Raw genomic sequence first — 19,683 nt, 5'->3', positions numbered from 1 at the left:
TGTAATTATGTCCTACAGGAGGTATATATGGGAATTGCAGATATATTTTTCGGTAACAAAAGCGAAAAAGAGATAAAAAGAATATCAAAAACAGTGGATCAGATAGAGGCCCTGGATGAGAAGATGCAGGCGCTGAGCGATGAGGAGCTTCGTGCGAAGACCGCAGAGTTCAAGGAACGTCTGGCTGCCGGAGAGACTCTGGATGATCTGCTGGTGGAAGCCTTTGCCGTAGTAAGAGAGGCGGCGGACAGAACCATCCATCTGAAGCATTACCGGGTACAGCTCATGGGTGGTATTATTCTTCATCAGGGACGTATCGCTGAGATGAAGACAGGAGAAGGTAAGACTTTGGTGGCAACTCTGCCGGCATATCTTAATGCGCTGGAAGGAAAAGGCGTTCACATCGTGACGGTCAATGATTATCTGGCAAAGCGTGATGCGGAATGGATGGGCCAGGTACACGAGTTTCTGGGACTTAAGGTCGGCGTGATCCTGAACAGCTATAATAATAAAGAGCGTCAGGAAGCCTATAACTGTGATATTACTTATGTTACCAATAATGAGCTTGGTTTTGATTATCTTCGTGACAACATGGTTATATATAAGGAAGATTTGGTGCAGAGGGATCTCAATTATGCCATCGTCGATGAGGTCGATTCCGTATTGATCGATGAGGCAAGAACACCTCTTATCATTTCCGGACAGAGCGGTAAGTCCACAGACCTCTATAAGGCCTGCGACGTGCTGGCAAGACAGATGCAGCGGGGCACTTCCGACGGCGAGCTGTCCAAGATGGACGCCATCATGGGTATTGACATCGAGGAAGACGGTGATTTCCTTGTAAATGAGAAGGAAAAACACGTAATGCTGACGCAGGAAGGTGTGAAGAAGGTAGAGCAGTTCTTCCACATCAAGAATCTGGCAGATCCGGAGAATCTGGAGATTCAGCACAACATTATTCTGGCGCTCCGCGCTCACAACCTGATGTTCCGCGACCAGGATTACGTGGTAAAAGACAATGAAGTTCTCATTGTCGATGAGTTCACCGGACGTATTATGCCGGGCCGTCGTTATTCCGATGGTCTTCATCAGGCTATCGAGGCGAAGGAACATGTGAAGGTTAATCGCGAGTCCAAGACTCTGGCAACCATCACTTTCCAGAACTTCTTCAATAAATATAAGAAAAAAGCAGGTATGACCGGTACCGCCATGACAGAGGATAAGGAGTTCATGGATATCTACGGCATGGACGTTGTGGAGATTCCGACCAACAAGCCGATGATTCGTGTGGACAAGGATGATTCCATTTACATGACCAAGAAGGAGAAATTAAATGCGGTCATCCATGAGATTGTCGAAGCCCATGAGAAAGGACAGCCGGTTCTGGTTGGTACCATCAACATCGACGCTTCCGAGGAAGTCAGCCGACTGCTTACCAAACAGGGCATCAAACACAACGTATTGAATGCCAAATTCCATGAGCTGGAGGCGGAGATCATTTCCCACGCCGGTGAAAAAGGAGCCGTAACCATCGCCACCAACATGGCCGGCCGTGGTACCGATATCAAGCTGGAAGACGGCGTGGCAGAGCTGGGCGGACTGAAGATCATCGGTACGGAGCGCCATGAGAGCCGTCGTATCGACAACCAGCTCCGCGGACGTTCCGGACGTCAGGGAGATCCGGGTGAATCCAAGTTCTTCCTGTCTCTGGAGGATGATCTGATGCGTCTGTTCGGTTCTGAGCGTATGATGAATGTCTATAAGGCGCTTGGTATTCCGGAAGGTGAGGAGATTCATCACAAGACCATCACCAAGCAGATTGAAAAGGCACAGAAAAAGATTGAGAATAACAACTTTGGTATCCGTAAGAACCTGCTGGATTACGACCAGGTCAACAACGACCAGCGTGAGGTTATCTATGCAGAGAGACGCCGGGTGCTTGATGGCGAGAGCATGCAGGATGTGATCTACCGCATGATCAAGGATACCGTCCGTGATGACGTGGAGATGATCGGCGGAGAGACTTCTCCGGAAGAATGGAACATGGTGGAGCTTAACGAGACCCTCCGCCGTGAGATTCCGCTGCAGCCGATCGTACTGAGCGACGAGGAGAAGGCAGCCAAGGATAAAGACGCCATCATCGAGCGTCTGCAGGAAGAAGCCATGGAGCTTTACCATGCCAAGGAGAAAGAGTTCGAAGAATTTGCCAAGAGCCAGGCAGAGTTGCCGGAAGAAGCGCTTCTGGAAGACGACAACGCCATGGCTTACAAAGAGGGAATCCGTGAGGTGGAGAGAGTCATCCTGCTTAAAGTGATCGACAGCAAATGGATGAACCACATCGATGACATGGATCAGCTCCGTCAGAGCATCGGTCTCCAGGCATACGGACAGAAAGATCCGGTGGTACAGTATAAGTTCCTCGGCTATGATATGTTTGAGGAGATGACAAAGAATATCCGCCACGATACGGTCAGCGCACTGATGCATGTCCGCATCCAGCAGAAGGTGGAGAGAGAGCAGGTTGCCAAGGCGACGGGCACCAACAAGGATGATACCGTGGCGCAGGGACCATACAAGAGAAAGGAAGCCAAGATCGGCAGAAACGATCCTTGTCCTTGCGGCAGCGGAAAGAAATATAAACAGTGCTGCGGAAGATTCGCAGAGTAGACTGTAGCAAACAAATAAGAGTAACACGCAGACAATCATAAGGGGCTGCCGCTTTCTTGCGGCATCCCCCTTTTGGCATCTCTGCTGAAAAGCAGGACGTGCCGCAGGCTGCGAGCCGTAAAAGACGGTGCCGGTCATGGCGGCAGCCGCAAAATGAATGAGAAAGGAACCTGCAATTGGTAGAATTAGATCAGTTTAAATTTACACTTAATCAATATAAGGAGCCCATGGAAGAGCTGAAGGCGTCCCTGGAGCTTGACAGGAAGAAGGCCCGCATGGAAGAGCTTGAGGCAAAGATGGAAGAGCCGGATTTCTGGTCCGACCCGGAAAAGGCCCAGGAGATCACGAAGGAGCTGAAAGGCATGAAGGATACCGTGGACTCCTTTGCCGGACTGGAAAGCACCATGGACGACGCCTATACCATGATTGAGATGGGCTATGAAGAGAACGATGCCAGTCTGATTCCGGAAATCGGGGAGATGATTGACGAATTCAAAGAAACCTTTGAGACAATGCGGATTCAGACCCTTCTTTCCGGTGAGTATGACAGCAACAATGCCATCGTCACCCTCCATGCCGGTGCCGGCGGCACCGAGTCCTGCGACTGGGCGGGGATGCTCTACCGCATGTATACCAAATGGGCGGAGAGCCACGGCTATAAGACGGAGGTTCTTGATTATCTGGACGGCGATGAAGCGGGCATCAAATCCATCACCTTTGAGGTAAAGGGAGAAAATGCATTCGGATATCTCAAGTCTGAGAAAGGGGTCCACCGTCTGGTACGTATTTCCCCGTTCAACGCGGCGGGCAAACGGCAGACCTCTTTTGCATCCTGCGATGTGATGCCGGATATTGAGGAGGATTTATCTGTGGAGATTGCCGACGAGGATATCCGCATTGATACCTACCGCTCCAGCGGCGCCGGCGGACAGCACATCAACAAGACCGATTCCGCCATCCGTATCACCCATCTTCCGACAGGCGTTGTGGTACAGTGTCAGAATGAGCGTTCCCAGCACAAGAACAAAGAAAAAGCCATGCAGATGCTGAAAGCAAAGCTCTATCTCATCAAAGAGCAGGAGAACAGGGAGAAGCTTTCCGACATCCGCGGCGAAGTTTCCGACAACGGCTGGGGCAACCAGATCCGCTCTTACGTTCTGCAGCCGTACACCATGGTCAAAGACCACAGAACAGGCGAAGAGAGCGGCAACGTGCAGAGTGTGCTGGATGGCAACCTGGACGCGTTTATGAACGCATACCTGCGGTTTATCAACAGTACGGATCAGGAAACCGCATGATACCTAGTATATAACATTTAACAGAAAGCAAGGACAAAAATATATGGATATAATCAAACAGCTCGCCTCTGAGCTGCAAATCAGAAAAGAACAGGCAGAAGCCGCCGTACAGCTCATTGACGAAGGAAACACCATTCCTTTTATCGCCAGGTACCGGAAGGAGGCCACAGGCGCTCTTGGGGACGAGGTTTTAAGAAATCTTCATGAGAGACTGCTTTATCTCCGGAATCTGGAAGAAAAGAAGGCGCAGGTGCTCCAGACCATAGAAGAGCAGGGCAAGCTGACGCCGGAACTTCGCACCAGGATTACCGAGGCGGTGACTCTGGTGGCGGTGGATGATCTGTACCGGCCGTACCGTCCGAAGAAACGAACCCGCGCCATGATCGCCAAGGAAAAGGGACTGGAGCCGCTGGCCAATATCATTCTGCTGCAAAAGACGGCAAGGAGCGTTGAGGAAGAAGCCGCTTCTTATGTGGATGCGGAGAAAGGCGTGGAAAATGTACAGCAGGCCATCGCCGGAGCCAGCGACATCATCGCAGAGCAGGTGGCAGACCGTTCCGACTACCGCAAGAGTATCCGGGAATGGACCATGAAGGAAGGCTGGCTGGCCGTCAGGGCGAAAGATGAAAAAGAGGAATCTGTCTATGAGATGTATTATGATTTCCGGGAGCCTCTTTCCAAAATGACCGGTTATCGCGTCCTTGCCATCAACCGGGGAGAAAAGGAGAAATATCTCACCGTTAAGGTGGAAGCGCCGGAACCGCAGATTCTCCATGCACTCTGTAAGACCATGATACATGACGAGAACGGGCCGATGGCGGCGGTTCTCAAAGACGCCATTGTGGATGGATATAACCGGCTGATTGCCCCGGCCATAGAGCGGGATATCCGCAATGAACTGACGGAGAAGGCTCAGAGCGGAGCCATCACTGTTTTCGGCAAGAATCTGAAACAGCTCCTGATGCAGCCGCCGATCAAAGGACAGACCGTGCTGGGCTGGGACCCGGCCTTTCGGACCGGCTGCAAACTGGCGGTGGTGGACGCCACCGGCAAGGTGCTGGATACGGTGGTCGTCTATCCGACTGCTCCGCAGTTTAAGGTGGAAGAAGCGAAGAAAACGGTTCATAATCTGATTAAAAAATACCATATCACTTTGATCAGCGTCGGCAACGGAACGGCGTCCCGGGAGTCGGAGCAGGTGATCACGGAGCTTTTAAAAGAGATACCGGAGAAGGTATCCTATGTCATCGTCAACGAGGCGGGGGCCTCCGTGTATTCTGCCAGCAAGCTGGCTACGGAAGAGTTCCCGGAATTTGACGTGGGGCAAAGAAGCGCCGCGTCCATCGCCAGACGGCTGCAGGACCCTCTGGCAGAGCTGGTAAAAATCGAGCCGAAGGCCATCGGCGTGGGACAGTATCAGCATGACATGAATCAGAAAAAACTGGAAGAGACGCTGCACGGCGTGGTGGAGGACTGTGTTAATAAGGTCGGCGTGGATCTCAACACCGCTTCCTTCTCCCTGCTGTCGTATATTTCCGGTATCAGCAAGACTGTGGCTAAAAATATCGTCGCTTACCGGGAAGCCAACGGAAGCTTTCATTCCAGGGAGGAGCTGAAAAAGGTTCCGAAACTGGGGCCGAAGGCATTTCTGCAGTGCGCGGGCTTCCTCCGGATTCCGGACGGAGATAATCCGCTGGACAATACAGGAGTTCACCCGGAATCCTATGAAGCGGCAGACAGACTTCTTTCCACCATGGGATATGAAAAGGGACAGCTTGGGGCCGGCGGCGGCTGTCATCTGAAGGATCAGATTACAGACATGGAGACTTTGGCCGGCGAACTTCATATCGGAGCGCTCACGCTGCAGGATATTGTGGATGAACTGGAAAAACCAGGAAGAGATCCGCGAAATGACATGCCGAAGCCGATTCTCCGGACGGATGTGCTGGAGATGAAGGATTTAAAAGAGGGCATGGTTCTGAAAGGAACTGTGAGAAACGTTATTGATTTCGGAGCCTTTGTGGACATCGGCGTCCATCAGGACGGCCTGGTACACATTTCTCAGATGTCCGATAAATATATCAGGCATCCGCTGGAAGTGGTCAGCGTCGGGGACATCGTGGATGTGCAGGTGCTGAGCGTAGATGTGAAGAAAAAAAGAATTCAGCTTACCATGAAGATAAAATAGGCACAGTTCATAAAAGAACATGGATACATGATTGAATTGGTTCAGAACAATCTGAAAAGAAATATTAAGAGAAAAAGAAAGGAACGACCATGCAGAGCTTTGAAAAAATCAGCAAAATGAATCTCGCTGATATTGACAGACCGGGGACACAGGATGATCCGGATGAATTGGATACGAATCCGGATGTGGATGCGGAGGTTGATGCCGCTGAATCTGGCGACACATCTCCTGAGATCGTGACAGTTGCAGATGTGGAGGGCACGGCTGCAGCGGGAACGGCGGAAACGAGAGAAGGCGCAGCTGAAAAGAAACAGATGCGTCAGCCGGAGGGAACGCATTACTATATTGATGCCAAGATCACAGAAAAGGAGATGCTCGCCTTCCTTTTCGGACACAACTATCGCCAGCCGCTGATGCTGCTCGCCGTAGCGATCGCGGTCATCTGGCCGATAATCGTCGTTGTGAGAAATGACAGCAACATGTGGCTTGCCATTGCGCTGGCGGCTATCATTCTCATTGCTCTTCCGTTGTCCACATGGAACAGGGGAAGAAAAACGGTCAAAAATAATCCGGCGTACCAGCAGACTTTCCATTATATGGTGGATGAATGGGGTGTGCATCTGGAACTGGGTGATGAATGTATCGATGTGGAGTGGAAAAAGGTATATAAATGTACTTTTATGAAATCGGTAACAACTGTTTACACGGGTAAAGTCAACGCATTTCTGATTCCGACTGCAGCTATGGGTGAACAGGCCGGAGAGATCAATGCGTTTATGAAGAAAATGAAAAATAAATAGGAGCATACTGTTTTCCGGGCATATGGAGAAAACAGCATTTGCATGAGAAAAGGTTGTGAAACATGAAAATAGAAAGCTACAGCACAGAAGACACTTTTGCCTTCGGTGAAAGATGCGGCAGGGAAGCCAAAGCCGGGCAGGTATTCTGCCTTTACGGCGACCTGGGCGTGGGCAAAACCGTTTTTACGCAGGGATTTGCCAAAGGGCTCGGAATCCGGGAGCCGGTCACCAGTCCTACATTCACCATCGTGCAGGAATATGAAGAAGGGCGGCTTCCTTTTTATCATTTTGATGTGTATCGCATCAGCGATCCGGAGGAAATGTACGAGGTCGGCTTTGACGAATACCTGGAGAGCGGAGGCGTGTGCTTTATTGAGTGGGCAGGGCTCATTGACGAGATTCTGCCGGAGGAGCGCACAGAGATCACCATAGAAAAAGATCTGTCCAGGGGATTTGAATACCGGCTGATTACTCGGACAGAACGAAAAAGAGAGGAGGAGCGTCCATGAAGATACTTGCCTTTGACAGCTCGGGACTGGTGGCGTCTGTGGCGGTTCTCGAGGAGGAGCGCATGATTGCGGAGTACACTGTTAATTATAAAAAGACGCACTCTCAGACGCTGCTTCCCATGCTTGATGAAGTGGTAAAAATGACAGAACTTGATCTGAATGAGATTGACGCTATTGCCGTGGCGGCAGGGCCAGGTTCTTTTACCGGGCTGCGCATCGGTTCGGCCACCGCCAAGGGACTGGGACTGGCTCTCGATAAACCGCTGGTTTCCGTTCCGACACTGGAAGGGATTGCATTTAATTATTACGGATGTGAGGACGTCATCTGTCCGATGATGGACGCCAGAAGGAAGCAGGTATACACCGGACTTTACACTTTTAAGGATGGTTCAATGCAGATTCTCAAAGACCAGACCGCCTGTCCGGTGGAAGAGATTCTCGCGGAGTGCAACGCACTGGGAAGAAAAGTGATTTTTCTTGGAGATGGCGTGCCTGTATATCGTTCCATCATCGAAGAAAAAATGCAGGTATCCTATACATTTGCCCCGGCGCATATGAGCCGGCAGAGAGCAGGCGCTGTGGGAATGCGGGCTTTTGATTATATGCGTGAGGACAGAATAGAGACGGCAGCGCAGCATGCGCCGGTCTACCTTCGCAAATCCCAGGCGGAGCGGGAGCTTCTGGCGAAGGGAAAGTCTCTGGAATAAAAAATGAATACGACGGTGCAAATAAAAAAAATGTCTGAAAGAGACTGCGGGGCAGTCTGGGAACTGCAGAAGAAATGTTTCTCCGTGCCATGGTCTTTGGAAAGCATCCGGGAGATGTTTGAGACTGAGGGCTACCTGAATCTGACCGCCTGGGAAGACGGAGTTCTTGCCGGCTATATCGGCATCAAAGCGGTGCTTGACGAGGCGGATATCACCAACGTGGCGGTGCATCCGGATCACCGGCGGCAGGGTATCGGAAAACAGCTTCTTGAGAAACTGCTCCGGCAGGCGGCGGCAGAGGGCGTGTGCCGGATCTTTCTGGAGGTCCGCACCTCTAATGCGGCGGCGCGGGCGCTCTACGAAGGAGCAGGATTTCAGATCATAGACATAAGAAAGAACTATTACGAAAAGCCAAAAGAAGACGCGTATATCATGGTTTGGGATTTTCTGATGCCAGATACTGCGGGTGAAACATGATAATGTTCTTCCAATAGTTACTAACGCTTTTTTCGACAGTATCTTTTATAATGAGGGCGAAAGATGACACTGGCGAAAAAGACACTGACGACTGGAGGTACAACATGGAAAAGAAAGAACTGAGAATAATTTGCAACTGCTGCGGAAAAGAGATTCACACAGAGCCGATGGCAGACCGGGAGGAGTACCTGAAAGTGACCAAAGAATGGGGATATTTCTCCCGGAAAGACGGAGAAATCCACCATTTTATTCTGTGTGAGTCCTGTTACGACAGACTGACAGAACATTTCTGCATACCTGTCGAAAAAAAGATGCAGACAGAACTTTTATAGAAGGTAAACTTAGAAAAGAGAGGAAAATTATGCTGGAACTGTGTTTGCTAGGATGCGGGGGCATGATGCCCCTGCCGCACCGCAAACTGACTTCGCTGATGGCAAGATATAACGGAAAAAGTATTCTGATCGACTGCGGCGAAGGAACCCAGGTGGGAATCAAGGAAAAAGGATGGAGTTTCAAGCCCATTGACGTCATCTGTTTTACCCACTATCATGCCGACCATATCAGCGGCCTTCCGGGGCTTTTGCTGACGCTTGGCAACGCACAGCGGACGGAGCCGCTTCTGATGATCGGACCGCGGGGACTGGAACGGGTGGTAAACGCTCTCCGGGTCATCGCGCCGGATCTGCCTTTCCCGATAGAGTTCCGGGAACTCAAAGAGAAATCGGAGACCATTGAGATGGACGGTTACCGGCTCCGTGCTTTCCGGGTGAATCACAATGTGATCTGCTACGGGTACACCATTGAGATTGACAGGGCAGGTAAGTTTGATGTGGAACGGGCTAAAGCCAATCAGGTGGAGATGAAATACTGGAACCGTCTGCAGAAGGGAGAGACCATCGAGCTGCCGGACCGGACACTCACCGGAGATCTGGTGATGGGCCCGGCAAGAAAGGGTATTAAATGTACCTACACTACGGATACCCGGCCGACAGCCTCCATCACGGCCCACGCCATGCATTCGGATCTGTTTATATGCGAGGGCATGTACGGTGAGCCGGATAAGCAGCAAAAAGCTGTGGAATACAAGCACATGACCTTTTATGAGGCGGCCAGACTGGCCAGCGACGCGGAAGTAAAAGAGCTGTGGCTGACCCACTACAGTCCGTCTTTAGTATATCCGGAGGAATTTATTCCGAAGGCGAGAGAAATCTTTCCGGCTACGAGCGCGGGCAAAGACGGCAGAAGCATTACGCTGATGTTTGAGGATGAATAAAAAGAGATTGAAAGATAGAGGGAAGTGAGAATATGGAGCAGACAGAAAAGGATGTGCTGATTCTGGCGATAGAGACTTCCTGTGATGAGACCGCCGCGGCGGTAGTAAAGAACGGAAGAGAGATTCTGTCCAATGTGATCTATACACAGATAAAACTGCACACCGTTTTTGGCGGAGTGGTGCCGGAGATTGCTTCCAGAAAGCACATAGAGAAAATAAATCCCGTTATTGAGGCGGCATTGTCGGAAGCCGGCGTCACGCTGGCGGATATTGACGCCGTGGCTGTTACTTATGGCCCGGGACTGGTGGGAGCTTTGCTGGTGGGCGTGGCGGAGGCAAAGGCCATCGCTTACGCTGCTGGAAAGCCGCTGATCGGGGTGCATCACATCGAAGGCCATATCAGCGCCAACTATATTGAACATAGAGAACTGGAGCCGCCGTTTTTGTGCATGGTGGCTTCCGGAGGACATTCCCATCTGGTTTTGGTGAAGGACTATGGGGAATACGAGATTGTCGGGCGAACGAGAGACGACGCGGCGGGAGAGGCATTTGACAAGGTGGCGAGAGCCATCGGTCTCGGCTATCCCGGCGGCCCGAAGATTGACAAGCTGGCAAAGGAAGGCGACAAAAATGCCATCTCCTTTCCGCGGGCAAAAATAGCTGACGCGCCGGATGATTTCAGCTTCAGCGGTCTGAAGTCCGCGGTGCTGAACTATCTGAATCAATGCGAGATGAAAGGTATCGAAGTCAACAAAGCGGACGTGGCGGCCTCCTTCCAGCAGTCGGTCATCGACGTGCTCACGGAGCATACGGCAGCGGCAGCGAAGCGGCTGGGCATCAAGAAGGTTGCCATCGCCGGCGGCGTGGCTTCTAACAGCTCCCTGCGGACGCAGATGGAAAAGGCTTGTGAGAAAAATCACCTGACCTTTTATCATCCGTCGCCGGTTTACTGCACGGACAATGCAGCCATGATCGGCGTGGCGGGCTATTATGAATACAGAAAAGGGGTCCGTGACGGCTGGGATCTGAATGCTGTGCCGAATCTGAAGATCGGGGAGAGAAAGAAAGCATAAGGGAAGGATACAGCGGGGGAAATGAAAAACAAAACGAGAACAGCAGCTATCGTGCTGGCGGCAGGAAAAGGAAGCCGTATGCACATGGATATACAGAAACAGTACGCGGAAATACTGGGCCGGCCGGTCATCGCCCATACGCTGGATTCTTTTGAAGCCAGCGAAGTGGACGAGATCATCCTGGTGGTGGGCGAGGGAGAGATCCCTTTCGCCAGGGAACAGATCGTGGAACGTTTTGGCTATAAGAAGGTGAGCCGCATTGTCACTGGCGGTAAAGAACGCTATGAATCCGTATACGAAGGACTCTGCGCGGCACAGGATATTACCTATGCTCTCATCCATGACGGCGCCAGAGCGTTTATCACGCCGGAGCTTATCGCTCAGTGTATCCGCGATGTGAAGCGATATGACGCCTGCGTCATGGCGGTGCCGGTGAAGGATACCATCAAAATTGTGGATGAGGAGCAATATTCCATCTCCACGCCGGACCGGAGCGTTATGTGGCAGATGCAGACGCCGCAGTGCTTCCGTCTGTCCGAGATCAGGGAGGCGTACCGGCAGATGCTCGAAAATGGCGACACTACCATGACGGATGACGCCATGGTCATGGAAAAATACGGCAGCCGCCGGGTGAAAATGATCATGGGAAGCTACGAAAATATCAAGCTGACGACCCCGGGTGATTTCATACTGGGAGAGGCTATTTTGCAAAATATGAAGAAACAGGAGCGGTGAGAATGAAAAAAGATGAACTGGAACACAAGACAGGAGAAGATAACGTAACTGCTTCAGGAGAAAATGTGGCAGAAGAGATTTACCACAACTTAATCAGTCCGTTGCTGGAAGAGGCAAAAAGAGGGCTGGAAGAAGAATATAATGAACGAAAAAAAGGTTCCGATGGGTTTGATGAGGTATTCGGCGAACTTGACGAAGAATCCGATGATATCTATGAGGAGGATGAAAGCGACTCTGAGGAGGACGAAGAATCCACGGAGCTGACAACGGCAGAAGAGGGCGACGGAGACGATACATCGAAGAAGACCGAATACTGCTGCATGTGCCATCGGACAGAGAGTCAGGGGGCCAAACTGCTTCGGATGCCTAACGACATGAGTATCTGTACGGACTGTATGCAGAAGTCTTTTGACACGTTCAGCTCTGGTTTTGGCAATAACAGCGGCATTCAGTTTGTGGATCTGTCCAACATGGATTTAAACAGCCTGCGGAATATGAACCTGGGCGATCTGCTGGCCGGCAATATGACGGCCCAGAAGGTGAAACCGAAGAAAGCTAAGAAGAAAAAGAAAAAAGATAAAGACAAGGCTCCGAAGGAGACCCTTTCCATCAAAAATATTCCGGCGCCTCACCAGATCAAGGCGAAGCTTGACGAGTATGTCATCGGACAGGATTATGCCAAAAAGGTAGTATCCGTTGCAGTGTACAACCATTATAAGAGGGTGATCACCAATACCATGGATGAGATTGAGATTGATAAATCCAACATGCTCATGATCGGACCGACTGGTTCCGGAAAGACCTATCTGGTGCGGACTCTGGCAAGACTGTTAAATGTACCTCTGGCCATCTGTGACGCCACGTCGTTGACGGAAGCGGGATACATTGGAGACGATGTGGAGAGCGTATTGTCCAAGCTTCTGGCCAACGCGGACAATGATGTGGAGAGGGCGGAAACAGGTATTATTTTTATTGATGAGATCGACAAGATCGCCAAGAAGAAAAATACTACCAGCCGTGATGTGAGCGGAGAATCCGTTCAGCAGTCTCTGCTGAAGCTGTTGGAAGGAAGCGAGGTTGAAGTGCCGGTGGGAGCAAGCTCCAAAAACGCCATGGTGCCGATGGTGACTATGAACACGAGAAATATTCTCTTTATCTGCGGAGGAGCTTTTCCTGATCTGGATGTTATCATAAAAGAGAGATTGAACAAGCAGTCCTCCATTGGATTTGCGGCGGAACTGAAAGATAAATACGATAATGATAAAAATATTTTGTCGTATGTGACTATCGAGGACCTGCGCAAATTTGGCATGATACCGGAGTTTATCGGAAGACTGCCGATTCTCTTTACGCTGAATCCATTGACAAAAGATATGCTGGTTGCTATTCTGAAAGAACCAAAGAACGCTATTTTAAAACAGTATCAGAAGCTTCTGGCGCTGGATGAGGTAGATCTGCAGTTTGAGGACGGAGCGCTTTATGCCATCGCGGAAAAAGCGATGGAAAAGAATACGGGGGCGAGAGCGCTTCGTGCCATTATCGAAAAGTTTATGCTGGATATCATGTATGAGATTCCGAAGGACGATAACATCGGAAGAGTTATCATTACGGAAGACTATATCCGCAATAACGGCGCGCCGATCATAGAGATGCGGCAGTATCTGCAGCTGACACAGAAGGATGATTATCAGCAGCAGGGCTAGAGGTATGCAGGGAGAAGGAAATGAATTTTTGTTATTCAAAAAATGTATATAAAGGGGGTTCACTATATGCAGCATTTGAATTTAAAGTATCTGGAGAGTCTGGCGACCCAGTATCCGAATATTGCCAGAGCGTCCACGGAGATAATTAATCTTCAGGCAATCCTTAATCTTCCCAAAGAGACGGAACATTTTGTGTCTGATATCCACGGGGAATATGAACAGTTTTTACATATTTTAAGAAACGGTTCCGGCGCCATCCGTAATAAGATTGAGGACGTTTTCGGCAACACGCTGAGCGCCAGGGACAAAAAAAGCCTTGCGGCTCTGGTCTATTATCCGGAGCAGAAAGTGGAACGGATGAAGATGGAACTGTCCCATGAGGATCTCCTGGACTGGTACAAGGTTTCTCTGAACCGTCTCATTGCAGTCTGCAAGGAAAGTTCTGCGAAATATACCCGTTCCAGGCTAAGAAAGAGTTTTCCTCCGGATTTCTCTTACATTCTGGAAGAATTGCTCAGCGAGAATAACCGGGTGGTGCAGAAAGAGCAGTATTATAATGAGATTTTTGATACTATCATCCGAATCAACAGGGCCAAAGAGTTTATTGTGGCTATTTCCCAGACTATTCAGCGTCTGGTTGTCACAAGACTTCATGTGATCGGGGATATTTTCGACAGAGGACCTGGGCCTCATATTATCATGGATCATCTGATGCAGCTGGAGAACGTGGATTTCCAGTGGGGGAATCATGATATGGTATGGATGGGTGCGGCTTCCGGGCATGAAGCCTGCATAGCCAATGTTATCCGGCTGTCTGCCCGCTATAATAATCTTGATGTGCTGGAAGACGGCTATGGAATTAATCTGGTGCCTCTGGCAAGTTTTGCCATTGAGACTTACAGAGATGATCCATGCGATTGTTTCGGTGTTCACGCTGAGGATCATCATGATCCGAGGGAGGTATCTCTCAATAAGAAAATGCACAAGGCCATTGCTGTCATCCAGTTTAAACTGGAGGGGCAGGTCATCAAAAAAAGGCCGGAGTTTAACATGGATAACCGGATGCTTCTTCATAAGATTGATTATGAGAAAGGAACGATCACCATTGACGGGAAGACATATGAACTTCTGGATAAGTCCTTCCCGACCATTGATCCGGCGGATCCGTACCGCCTGTCTCCAGAAGAAGAGAGTCTGATGAAACGGCTTCGCATGAATTTTCGTAATTGTGACAAACTGCAGGAGCATGTACGTTTCCTCTTTAATAAAGGAAGCATGTACCTGTGCTATAATTCCAATCTGCTGTATCACGGCTGTGTGCCGCTGGATGAAAATGGATATTTCCGCAAAGTCAAGCTGGGCAGTAGGGAATATTCCGGCAAAGAACTTTACGATGTACTGGAGTATTACGCGCGGAAAGGCTATTATGAGCAGGATAATCAGGAGGAGCATGAATACGGCAAGGATATCATGTGGTACATTTGGTCCAACGAGAATTCCCCGGTGTACGGCAAGGAAAAGATGGCTACTTTTGAGCGGTATTTTATAGATGATAAGGCGATTCAGGAAGAGAAAAAAGATTATTATTACAAGCTCATCGAAAAGGAAGAGGTAGCCAACCGGATTCTCACAGAGTTTGGTATGGATACGGAACACTCCCATATCATCAACGGACATATGCCTGTAAAAACAGTACAGGGAGAATCTCCGGTAAAATGCGGCGGTAAAGTAATGATCATCGACGGAGGTTTTTCAAGGGCTTACCGCCGGACTACGGGGATAGCGGGATATACGCTGATCTATAACTCCTATGGTCTGCGTCTCGTCTCGCACAATACGTTCACTTCGACGGAAGATGTCATAGAAAATGAGATCGATGTACATTCTGACACCGTCATCACCGAGTTGTCCAGCTACCGGGAGCGTGTCCGGGATACAGAAAATGGAAAGAAAATCAAAGAAAAGATCAAAGATCTGGAAGAACTTCTTCATGCTTACCGTTCCGGTTTGATTTTGGAGCAGGTATAGAAGCAGGATTGGCATAGAACAGACGGAAGCGGCATATTTTTATTTTATAGGAGATTCCGCTGGAATTCCTATAAAATAAAAGCCCTCCGGGCGGGATGCGTACTTGCGCGAGCAGAAGCTTATCGCTGAAGCGGCTGCGCTCAGCGCGAGAGTTCTGTCAGGCAGAACTCTCTGCCCCAGGGAAGAGCAAAGGCAGGAGGACATCCTTATGAAAAAGCAAACGCTTTGTGACATACCGGCGGACAATCTGGAGCAGGAATATGAGACAAGCCTGGAAAAAGGTCTGACAGCCGGAGAGGTAAACCGGAGACTTTCAGAAAACAGATTTGAATATCTCACAAAGGAGAAAAAGCGGTCATGGATTCGCAGCGCAGAGCAGGAATGTCTTGATCCGCTTTTCTTTTTTCTTCTTTTTCTCTGTATATTTTATTTCCTGACAGAAGAGAAAGGCTGGCTGGCAGTACTGCCCCTGCCGGTGATTGTTCTGTTGCTTAAAGTGGGACAGGCAAAGAGAAATAACATGTTCCTGCAAAAAAGGAAAGAACTTTTTTTGCCCAAAATCCAGGTGCTGCGGGATGGTGTTTACCGATATATTGATGTGCGGGAAATCGTGATTGGAGACATTCTGCGTCTCAAAAAGGGGAAAAGAGTTCCCGCGGCGGTCCGTAGCCTGATAAATCCCGGCGTTGTCTATGAAAAAGGCGACGTTTTTCCCGAAGAATCAGGAAAAGCGGTCGCCATGGGATCCGCAGGTTCCACCGCGCTGCAGAAACGAGGTATTTTATCCCGTATTTTGTCAGAGTCAGCACTGTTTCCGCTCCGTGCTCAGGAAATGTTGTACAGACGGGGCGTGATTGCCATGGAAACGTCCTGCCTGCCCGGAAAGGGAAAGAAAAGGGCGGTCGTCATTGATACAGAATATTTTCCATCTTCCCTGAAACCTCATGCGCTGCGGGAACTGACAAAATTGCTGCAGCGTGAAGCTGTTCCGCTTATTTTTTTTACGGATAAAAAACGGGAAGAAGCATTTGATATTTTAAAGAGGGTGGGGCTGGCGGAACAGGAGCGGGATGTGATTGATGAGAAACAGTTTGCCTGTTATCTGGACAGCGATTACCGGCGTCAGCTGAAAACCATACGCGCTTATGCAGGGCTGAACAAGCAGGAAAAAAGCAGGGTTTTGGATGGATGGTGCAAGGAATGCGACTGGCTGTACGTTCTTCCGGACAGAAACTGGCAGAGGCCGGAAAAGGATTTTTCCGACCAGAAAAATCTGACTCAACGTAGTAACGCAGAAAATGTGCCGGACATTGCAGAGACAGAAAGGAAAAAAGAAAAAGGCCGCATTCTGTGGCTGGGACTTCTTGATGAGTCAAGCCTTGACAGAGATTTTTATTTTAAGAAACACTGGAGTGATGGGCTGCTTCGTCTGTTTCAATGTGAAAGCAGATGGAATACCTTTGAGAATATCACGGAAATGGTGCAGAAAAGAACGCTGACAATGCTCTGCATTTTCAACGGTATCATGCTCTTTGCAGGGTGCTCCGGAGCGGGCGTCCCGGTCTTTTACTGGATGTTTCTGGTTTCTTATGTAATATGCGGCGGGCTGGCTCTGTGGAGAGAGCTTTGGTGGATGTGGATGCATATCCATGCATAAATATGCATAGAATTTGTATTTTTCCCGGGACAATTCATCTTTTTACAGGAAGATTCTTGTCAGCTTTCGTGAATATATGATAGAATATATGCAATATTTTGTTTTGCAGCTTTGCAGAGAGACACACAGGAGGGCATGAAAATGATAGAATTATTACAACACGGCGCGTATCTGGTTCACGGCAGTGAGATTGTAGAGGACACGCCTGAGGCGGCAAAGAAGCTTCAGGCCATGCTCGGTGCCGCGGCTCCTTCGAAAGAAGAGGCGGCAAAAGGAACCATCGCGTATGGGATCCTTGAGGCGCACAATACATCAGACAGCATGGACAAGCTGAAGATACGTTTTGATAAACTGACGTCTCATGATATTACATATGTCGGCATAATTCAGACTGCCAGAGCATCAGGACTGGAGAAGTTCCCGATGCCGTACGTACTGACAAACTGCCATAACAGCCTTTGCGCTGTGGGCGGCACCATCAACGAGGATGACCACATGTTTGGTCTGACCTGCGCGAAACGTTACGGCGGCATCTATGTTCCGCCTCATCAGGCAGTCATTCATCAGTTTGCCAGAGAGATGCTGGCCTGCGGCGGCAGCATGATTTTAGGTTCTGACTCACACACCCGTTACGGAGCGCTGGGAACCATGGCCATGGGCGAGGGAGGTCCGGAGCTTGTAAAACAGCTCTTAAATCAGACCTATGATATCAATATGCCTGGCGTGGTGGGCGTCTATATGACCGGAGCACCGATTCCGGGCGTGGGTCCACAGGACGTGGCTCTTGCCATCATCGGCGAGGTATTTAAAAATGGATATGTAAATAATAAAGTCATGGAATTTGTAGGCCCTGGCGTGGCTTCCTTAAGCGCGGATTTCCGTATCGGCGTGGATGTCATGACCACAGAGACCACCTGTCTTTCCTCCATCTGGAAGACCGACGAGACCATCCGCGAGTTCTATGAGATTCACGGAAGAGAGCAGGATTATAAGGAGCTGGCTCCGGCCGACGTGGCTTACTACGACGGCATGATCAAGATCGACCTCAGTGCCATCCGCCCGATGATCGCCATGCCGTTCCATCCGAGCAATACCTACACTATCGAGGAGATGAACGCCAACCTGATGGACGTACTGGATGACTGCGAGAAGAAAGCGCTCGTCAGTCTGGACGGTCAGGTGGAATTTACACTGAAAGATAAAGTACATGACGGAAAGCTGTACGTAGAGCAGGGAATCATCGCCGGATGTGCCGGCGGCGGCTTCGAGAACCTCTGCGCGGCGGCTGATATTCTGAAAGGACGCTCCATCGGACCGGATGAGTTTACGCTGAGCGTTTATCCGGCCAGCACCCCGATCTTCATGGAACTGGTAAAGAACGGCTCTGTGGCTGACCTGATGGCAGCGGGAGCTATTGTGAAGACCGCGTTCTGCGGCCCTTGCTTCGGCGCAGGCGACACGCCGTCCAACAACAGCCTGAGTATCCGTCATTCAACCAGAAACTTCCCGAACCGTGAAGGATCCAAGCTGCAGAACGGTCAGATCGCTTCCGTGGCGCTGATGGATGCCAGATCCATTGCGGCCACGGCAGCCAACAAAGGCTTCCTGACGCCGGCTACAGATCTTGATGTGGAGATAAAAGGAAAGAAATATTTCTTTGACAGTACCATTTATGAAAATCGTGTCTTTGACAGCAAAGGTATCGCAGATCCGACGGTGGAGATCAAGATGGGACCGAACATCAAAGACTGGCCGGCCATGAGTCCGCTGCCGGAGCATCTGATTCTCAAAGTCGTTTCTGAGATCCATGATCCGGTAACTACCACGGACGAATTGATTCCGTCAGGAGAGACTTCTTCCTACCGTTCCAATCCGCTGGGACTGGCAGAGTTTACGCTGTCCAGAAAAGATCCGGCTTATGTAGGGCGGGCAAAAGAAGTACAGAAAGCACAGAAAGCTATCGAGTCCGGAGAGAGTCCGACAGAGGCGCTGCCGGAGCTGCAGGCGGTTCTCGATGCCGTTCACGCTAAATACGCCGATGTGAACGAGAGTAACATGGGTGTTGGAAGTACTATTTTCGCTGTAAAACCGGGCGATGGATCTGCCAGAGAGCAGGCAGCTTCCTGCCAGAAGGTTCTGGGCGGCTGGGCGAACATTGCCAATGAGTATGCCACAAAACGGTATCGTTCCAACCTCATCAACTGGGGTATGCTGCCATTCCTGATCGATGGAGAAGATCTGCCGTTCGCCAACGGAGATTATATTTTCGTACCGGATGTCCGCAAAGCAGTAGAAGATAAAGCGACGAAGTTTACGGTATATCAGGTAAAAGACGGCGCTCTCCATGAATTTACTTTGTCCATGGGCGAGCTTACGGATGATGAGCGGGAGATTATCCTGAAAGGTTGTCTGATCAATTACAACCGGAGATAAGGACAGCGAAGATACATCAGAATAAATGAAATCATTAGAAGACAGTCGGGATGTTCCCACAAAATGTGGGAAGGGCTCCGGCTGTCTTTTTCTTTGCCATATGTTACACTTTTTATATAAAAGGTGTGCGGCAGA

15 protein-coding genes are annotated in these 19,683 nt (G+C 49.9%); all 15 read left to right on the top strand.

Features of this window, described 5'->3' with window-relative positions; genetic code table 11:
- The first annotated feature begins 27 nt into the window (after positions 1–27).
- The 15 genes from secA to B5F87_RS12255 all read left to right on the top strand — a co-directional run bounded on the left by secA (position 28) and on the right by B5F87_RS12255 (position 19,548).
- Positions 28–2,667 (top strand): preprotein translocase subunit SecA, encoded by a 2,640-nt coding sequence (gene secA / locus B5F87_RS12325; protein ID WP_087281473.1) that lies wholly within the window; start codon positions 28–30, stop codon positions 2,665–2,667.
- 176 nt (positions 2,668–2,843) lie between these two features.
- Positions 2,844–3,965 (top strand): peptide chain release factor 2, encoded by a 1,122-nt coding sequence (gene prfB, locus B5F87_RS12320; protein ID WP_087281471.1) that lies wholly within the window; start codon positions 2,844–2,846, stop codon positions 3,963–3,965.
- 43 nt (positions 3,966–4,008) lie between these two features.
- Entirely contained in the window at positions 4,009–6,153 is a 2,145-nt protein-coding gene (locus B5F87_RS12315; protein ID WP_087281469.1) for a Tex family protein, read from the top strand.
- Positions 6,154–6,242: 89 nt separating this feature from the next.
- Entirely contained in the window at positions 6,243–6,953 is a 711-nt protein-coding gene (locus tag B5F87_RS12310) for a YcxB family protein (RefSeq protein ID WP_087281467.1), read from the top strand.
- A 62-nt stretch (positions 6,954–7,015) separates the two neighbouring features.
- The gene (gene tsaE, locus B5F87_RS12305) at positions 7,016–7,462 is read left to right on the top strand and encodes a tRNA (adenosine(37)-N6)-threonylcarbamoyltransferase complex ATPase subunit type 1 TsaE (protein ID WP_087281465.1); all 447 of its coding nucleotides are present in this window, start codon (positions 7,016–7,018) and stop codon (positions 7,460–7,462) included.
- Complete coding sequence (tsaB, locus tag B5F87_RS12300; protein ID WP_087281463.1) at positions 7,459–8,169, top strand: tRNA (adenosine(37)-N6)-threonylcarbamoyltransferase complex dimerization subunit type 1 TsaB; 711 nt, start codon at positions 7,459–7,461, stop codon at positions 8,167–8,169. The genes tsaE and tsaB overlap by 4 nt, the downstream gene beginning before the upstream one ends.
- A gap of 3 nt (positions 8,170–8,172) precedes the next feature.
- The gene (gene rimI, locus B5F87_RS12295; RefSeq protein WP_087281461.1) at positions 8,173–8,646 is read left to right on the top strand and encodes a ribosomal protein S18-alanine N-acetyltransferase; all 474 of its coding nucleotides are present in this window, start codon (positions 8,173–8,175) and stop codon (positions 8,644–8,646) included.
- 104 nt (positions 8,647–8,750) lie between these two features.
- Positions 8,751–8,978, top strand: a complete 228-nt coding sequence (locus B5F87_RS12290; RefSeq protein WP_087281459.1) for a hypothetical protein — start codon at positions 8,751–8,753, stop codon at positions 8,976–8,978.
- Between the two features lie 29 nt (positions 8,979–9,007).
- Positions 9,008–9,919 carry a ribonuclease Z gene (locus B5F87_RS12285; RefSeq protein WP_087281457.1) on the top strand — a complete coding sequence of 304 codons (912 nt, stop codon included), beginning with the start codon at positions 9,008–9,010 and terminating at the stop codon, positions 9,917–9,919.
- A gap of 32 nt (positions 9,920–9,951) precedes the next feature.
- Positions 9,952–10,992: a tRNA (adenosine(37)-N6)-threonylcarbamoyltransferase complex transferase subunit TsaD gene (gene tsaD, locus B5F87_RS12280; protein ID WP_087281455.1), complete on the top strand. Its 1,041-nt coding sequence runs from the start codon at positions 9,952–9,954 to the stop codon at positions 10,990–10,992.
- Positions 10,993–11,013: 21 nt separating this feature from the next.
- Complete coding sequence (gene ispD / locus B5F87_RS12275; protein ID WP_204246074.1) at positions 11,014–11,727, top strand: 2-C-methyl-D-erythritol 4-phosphate cytidylyltransferase; 714 nt, start codon at positions 11,014–11,016, stop codon at positions 11,725–11,727.
- 2 nt (positions 11,728–11,729) lie between these two features.
- Positions 11,730–13,430: an ATP-dependent Clp protease ATP-binding subunit ClpX gene (gene clpX / locus B5F87_RS12270; RefSeq protein ID WP_204246073.1), complete on the top strand. Its 1,701-nt coding sequence runs from the start codon at positions 11,730–11,732 to the stop codon at positions 13,428–13,430.
- A 66-nt stretch (positions 13,431–13,496) separates the two neighbouring features.
- Positions 13,497–15,458 carry a fructose-1,6-bisphosphatase gene (locus tag B5F87_RS12265; protein ID WP_087281453.1) on the top strand — a complete coding sequence of 654 codons (1,962 nt, stop codon included), beginning with the start codon at positions 13,497–13,499 and terminating at the stop codon, positions 15,456–15,458.
- 208 nt (positions 15,459–15,666) lie between these two features.
- The gene (locus B5F87_RS12260; RefSeq protein WP_087281451.1) at positions 15,667–17,115 is read left to right on the top strand and encodes a cation-transporting P-type ATPase; all 1,449 of its coding nucleotides are present in this window, start codon (positions 15,667–15,669) and stop codon (positions 17,113–17,115) included.
- Between the two features lie 141 nt (positions 17,116–17,256).
- A complete protein-coding gene (locus tag B5F87_RS12255; RefSeq protein ID WP_087281449.1) occupies positions 17,257–19,548 on the top strand; it encodes a hydratase in 2,292 nt (763 codons plus the stop codon).
- Positions 19,549–19,683: the final 135 nt, after the last annotated feature.

Origin of the sequence: Eubacterium sp. An3, from assembly GCF_002159465.1 — a bacterium.
GTDB lineage: Bacteria > Bacillota > Clostridia > Lachnospirales > Lachnospiraceae > Anaerobutyricum > Anaerobutyricum stercoris.
Note: the sequence above shows the minus strand (reverse complement) of the source record. Positions and strands in the feature narration are given on the sequence as shown.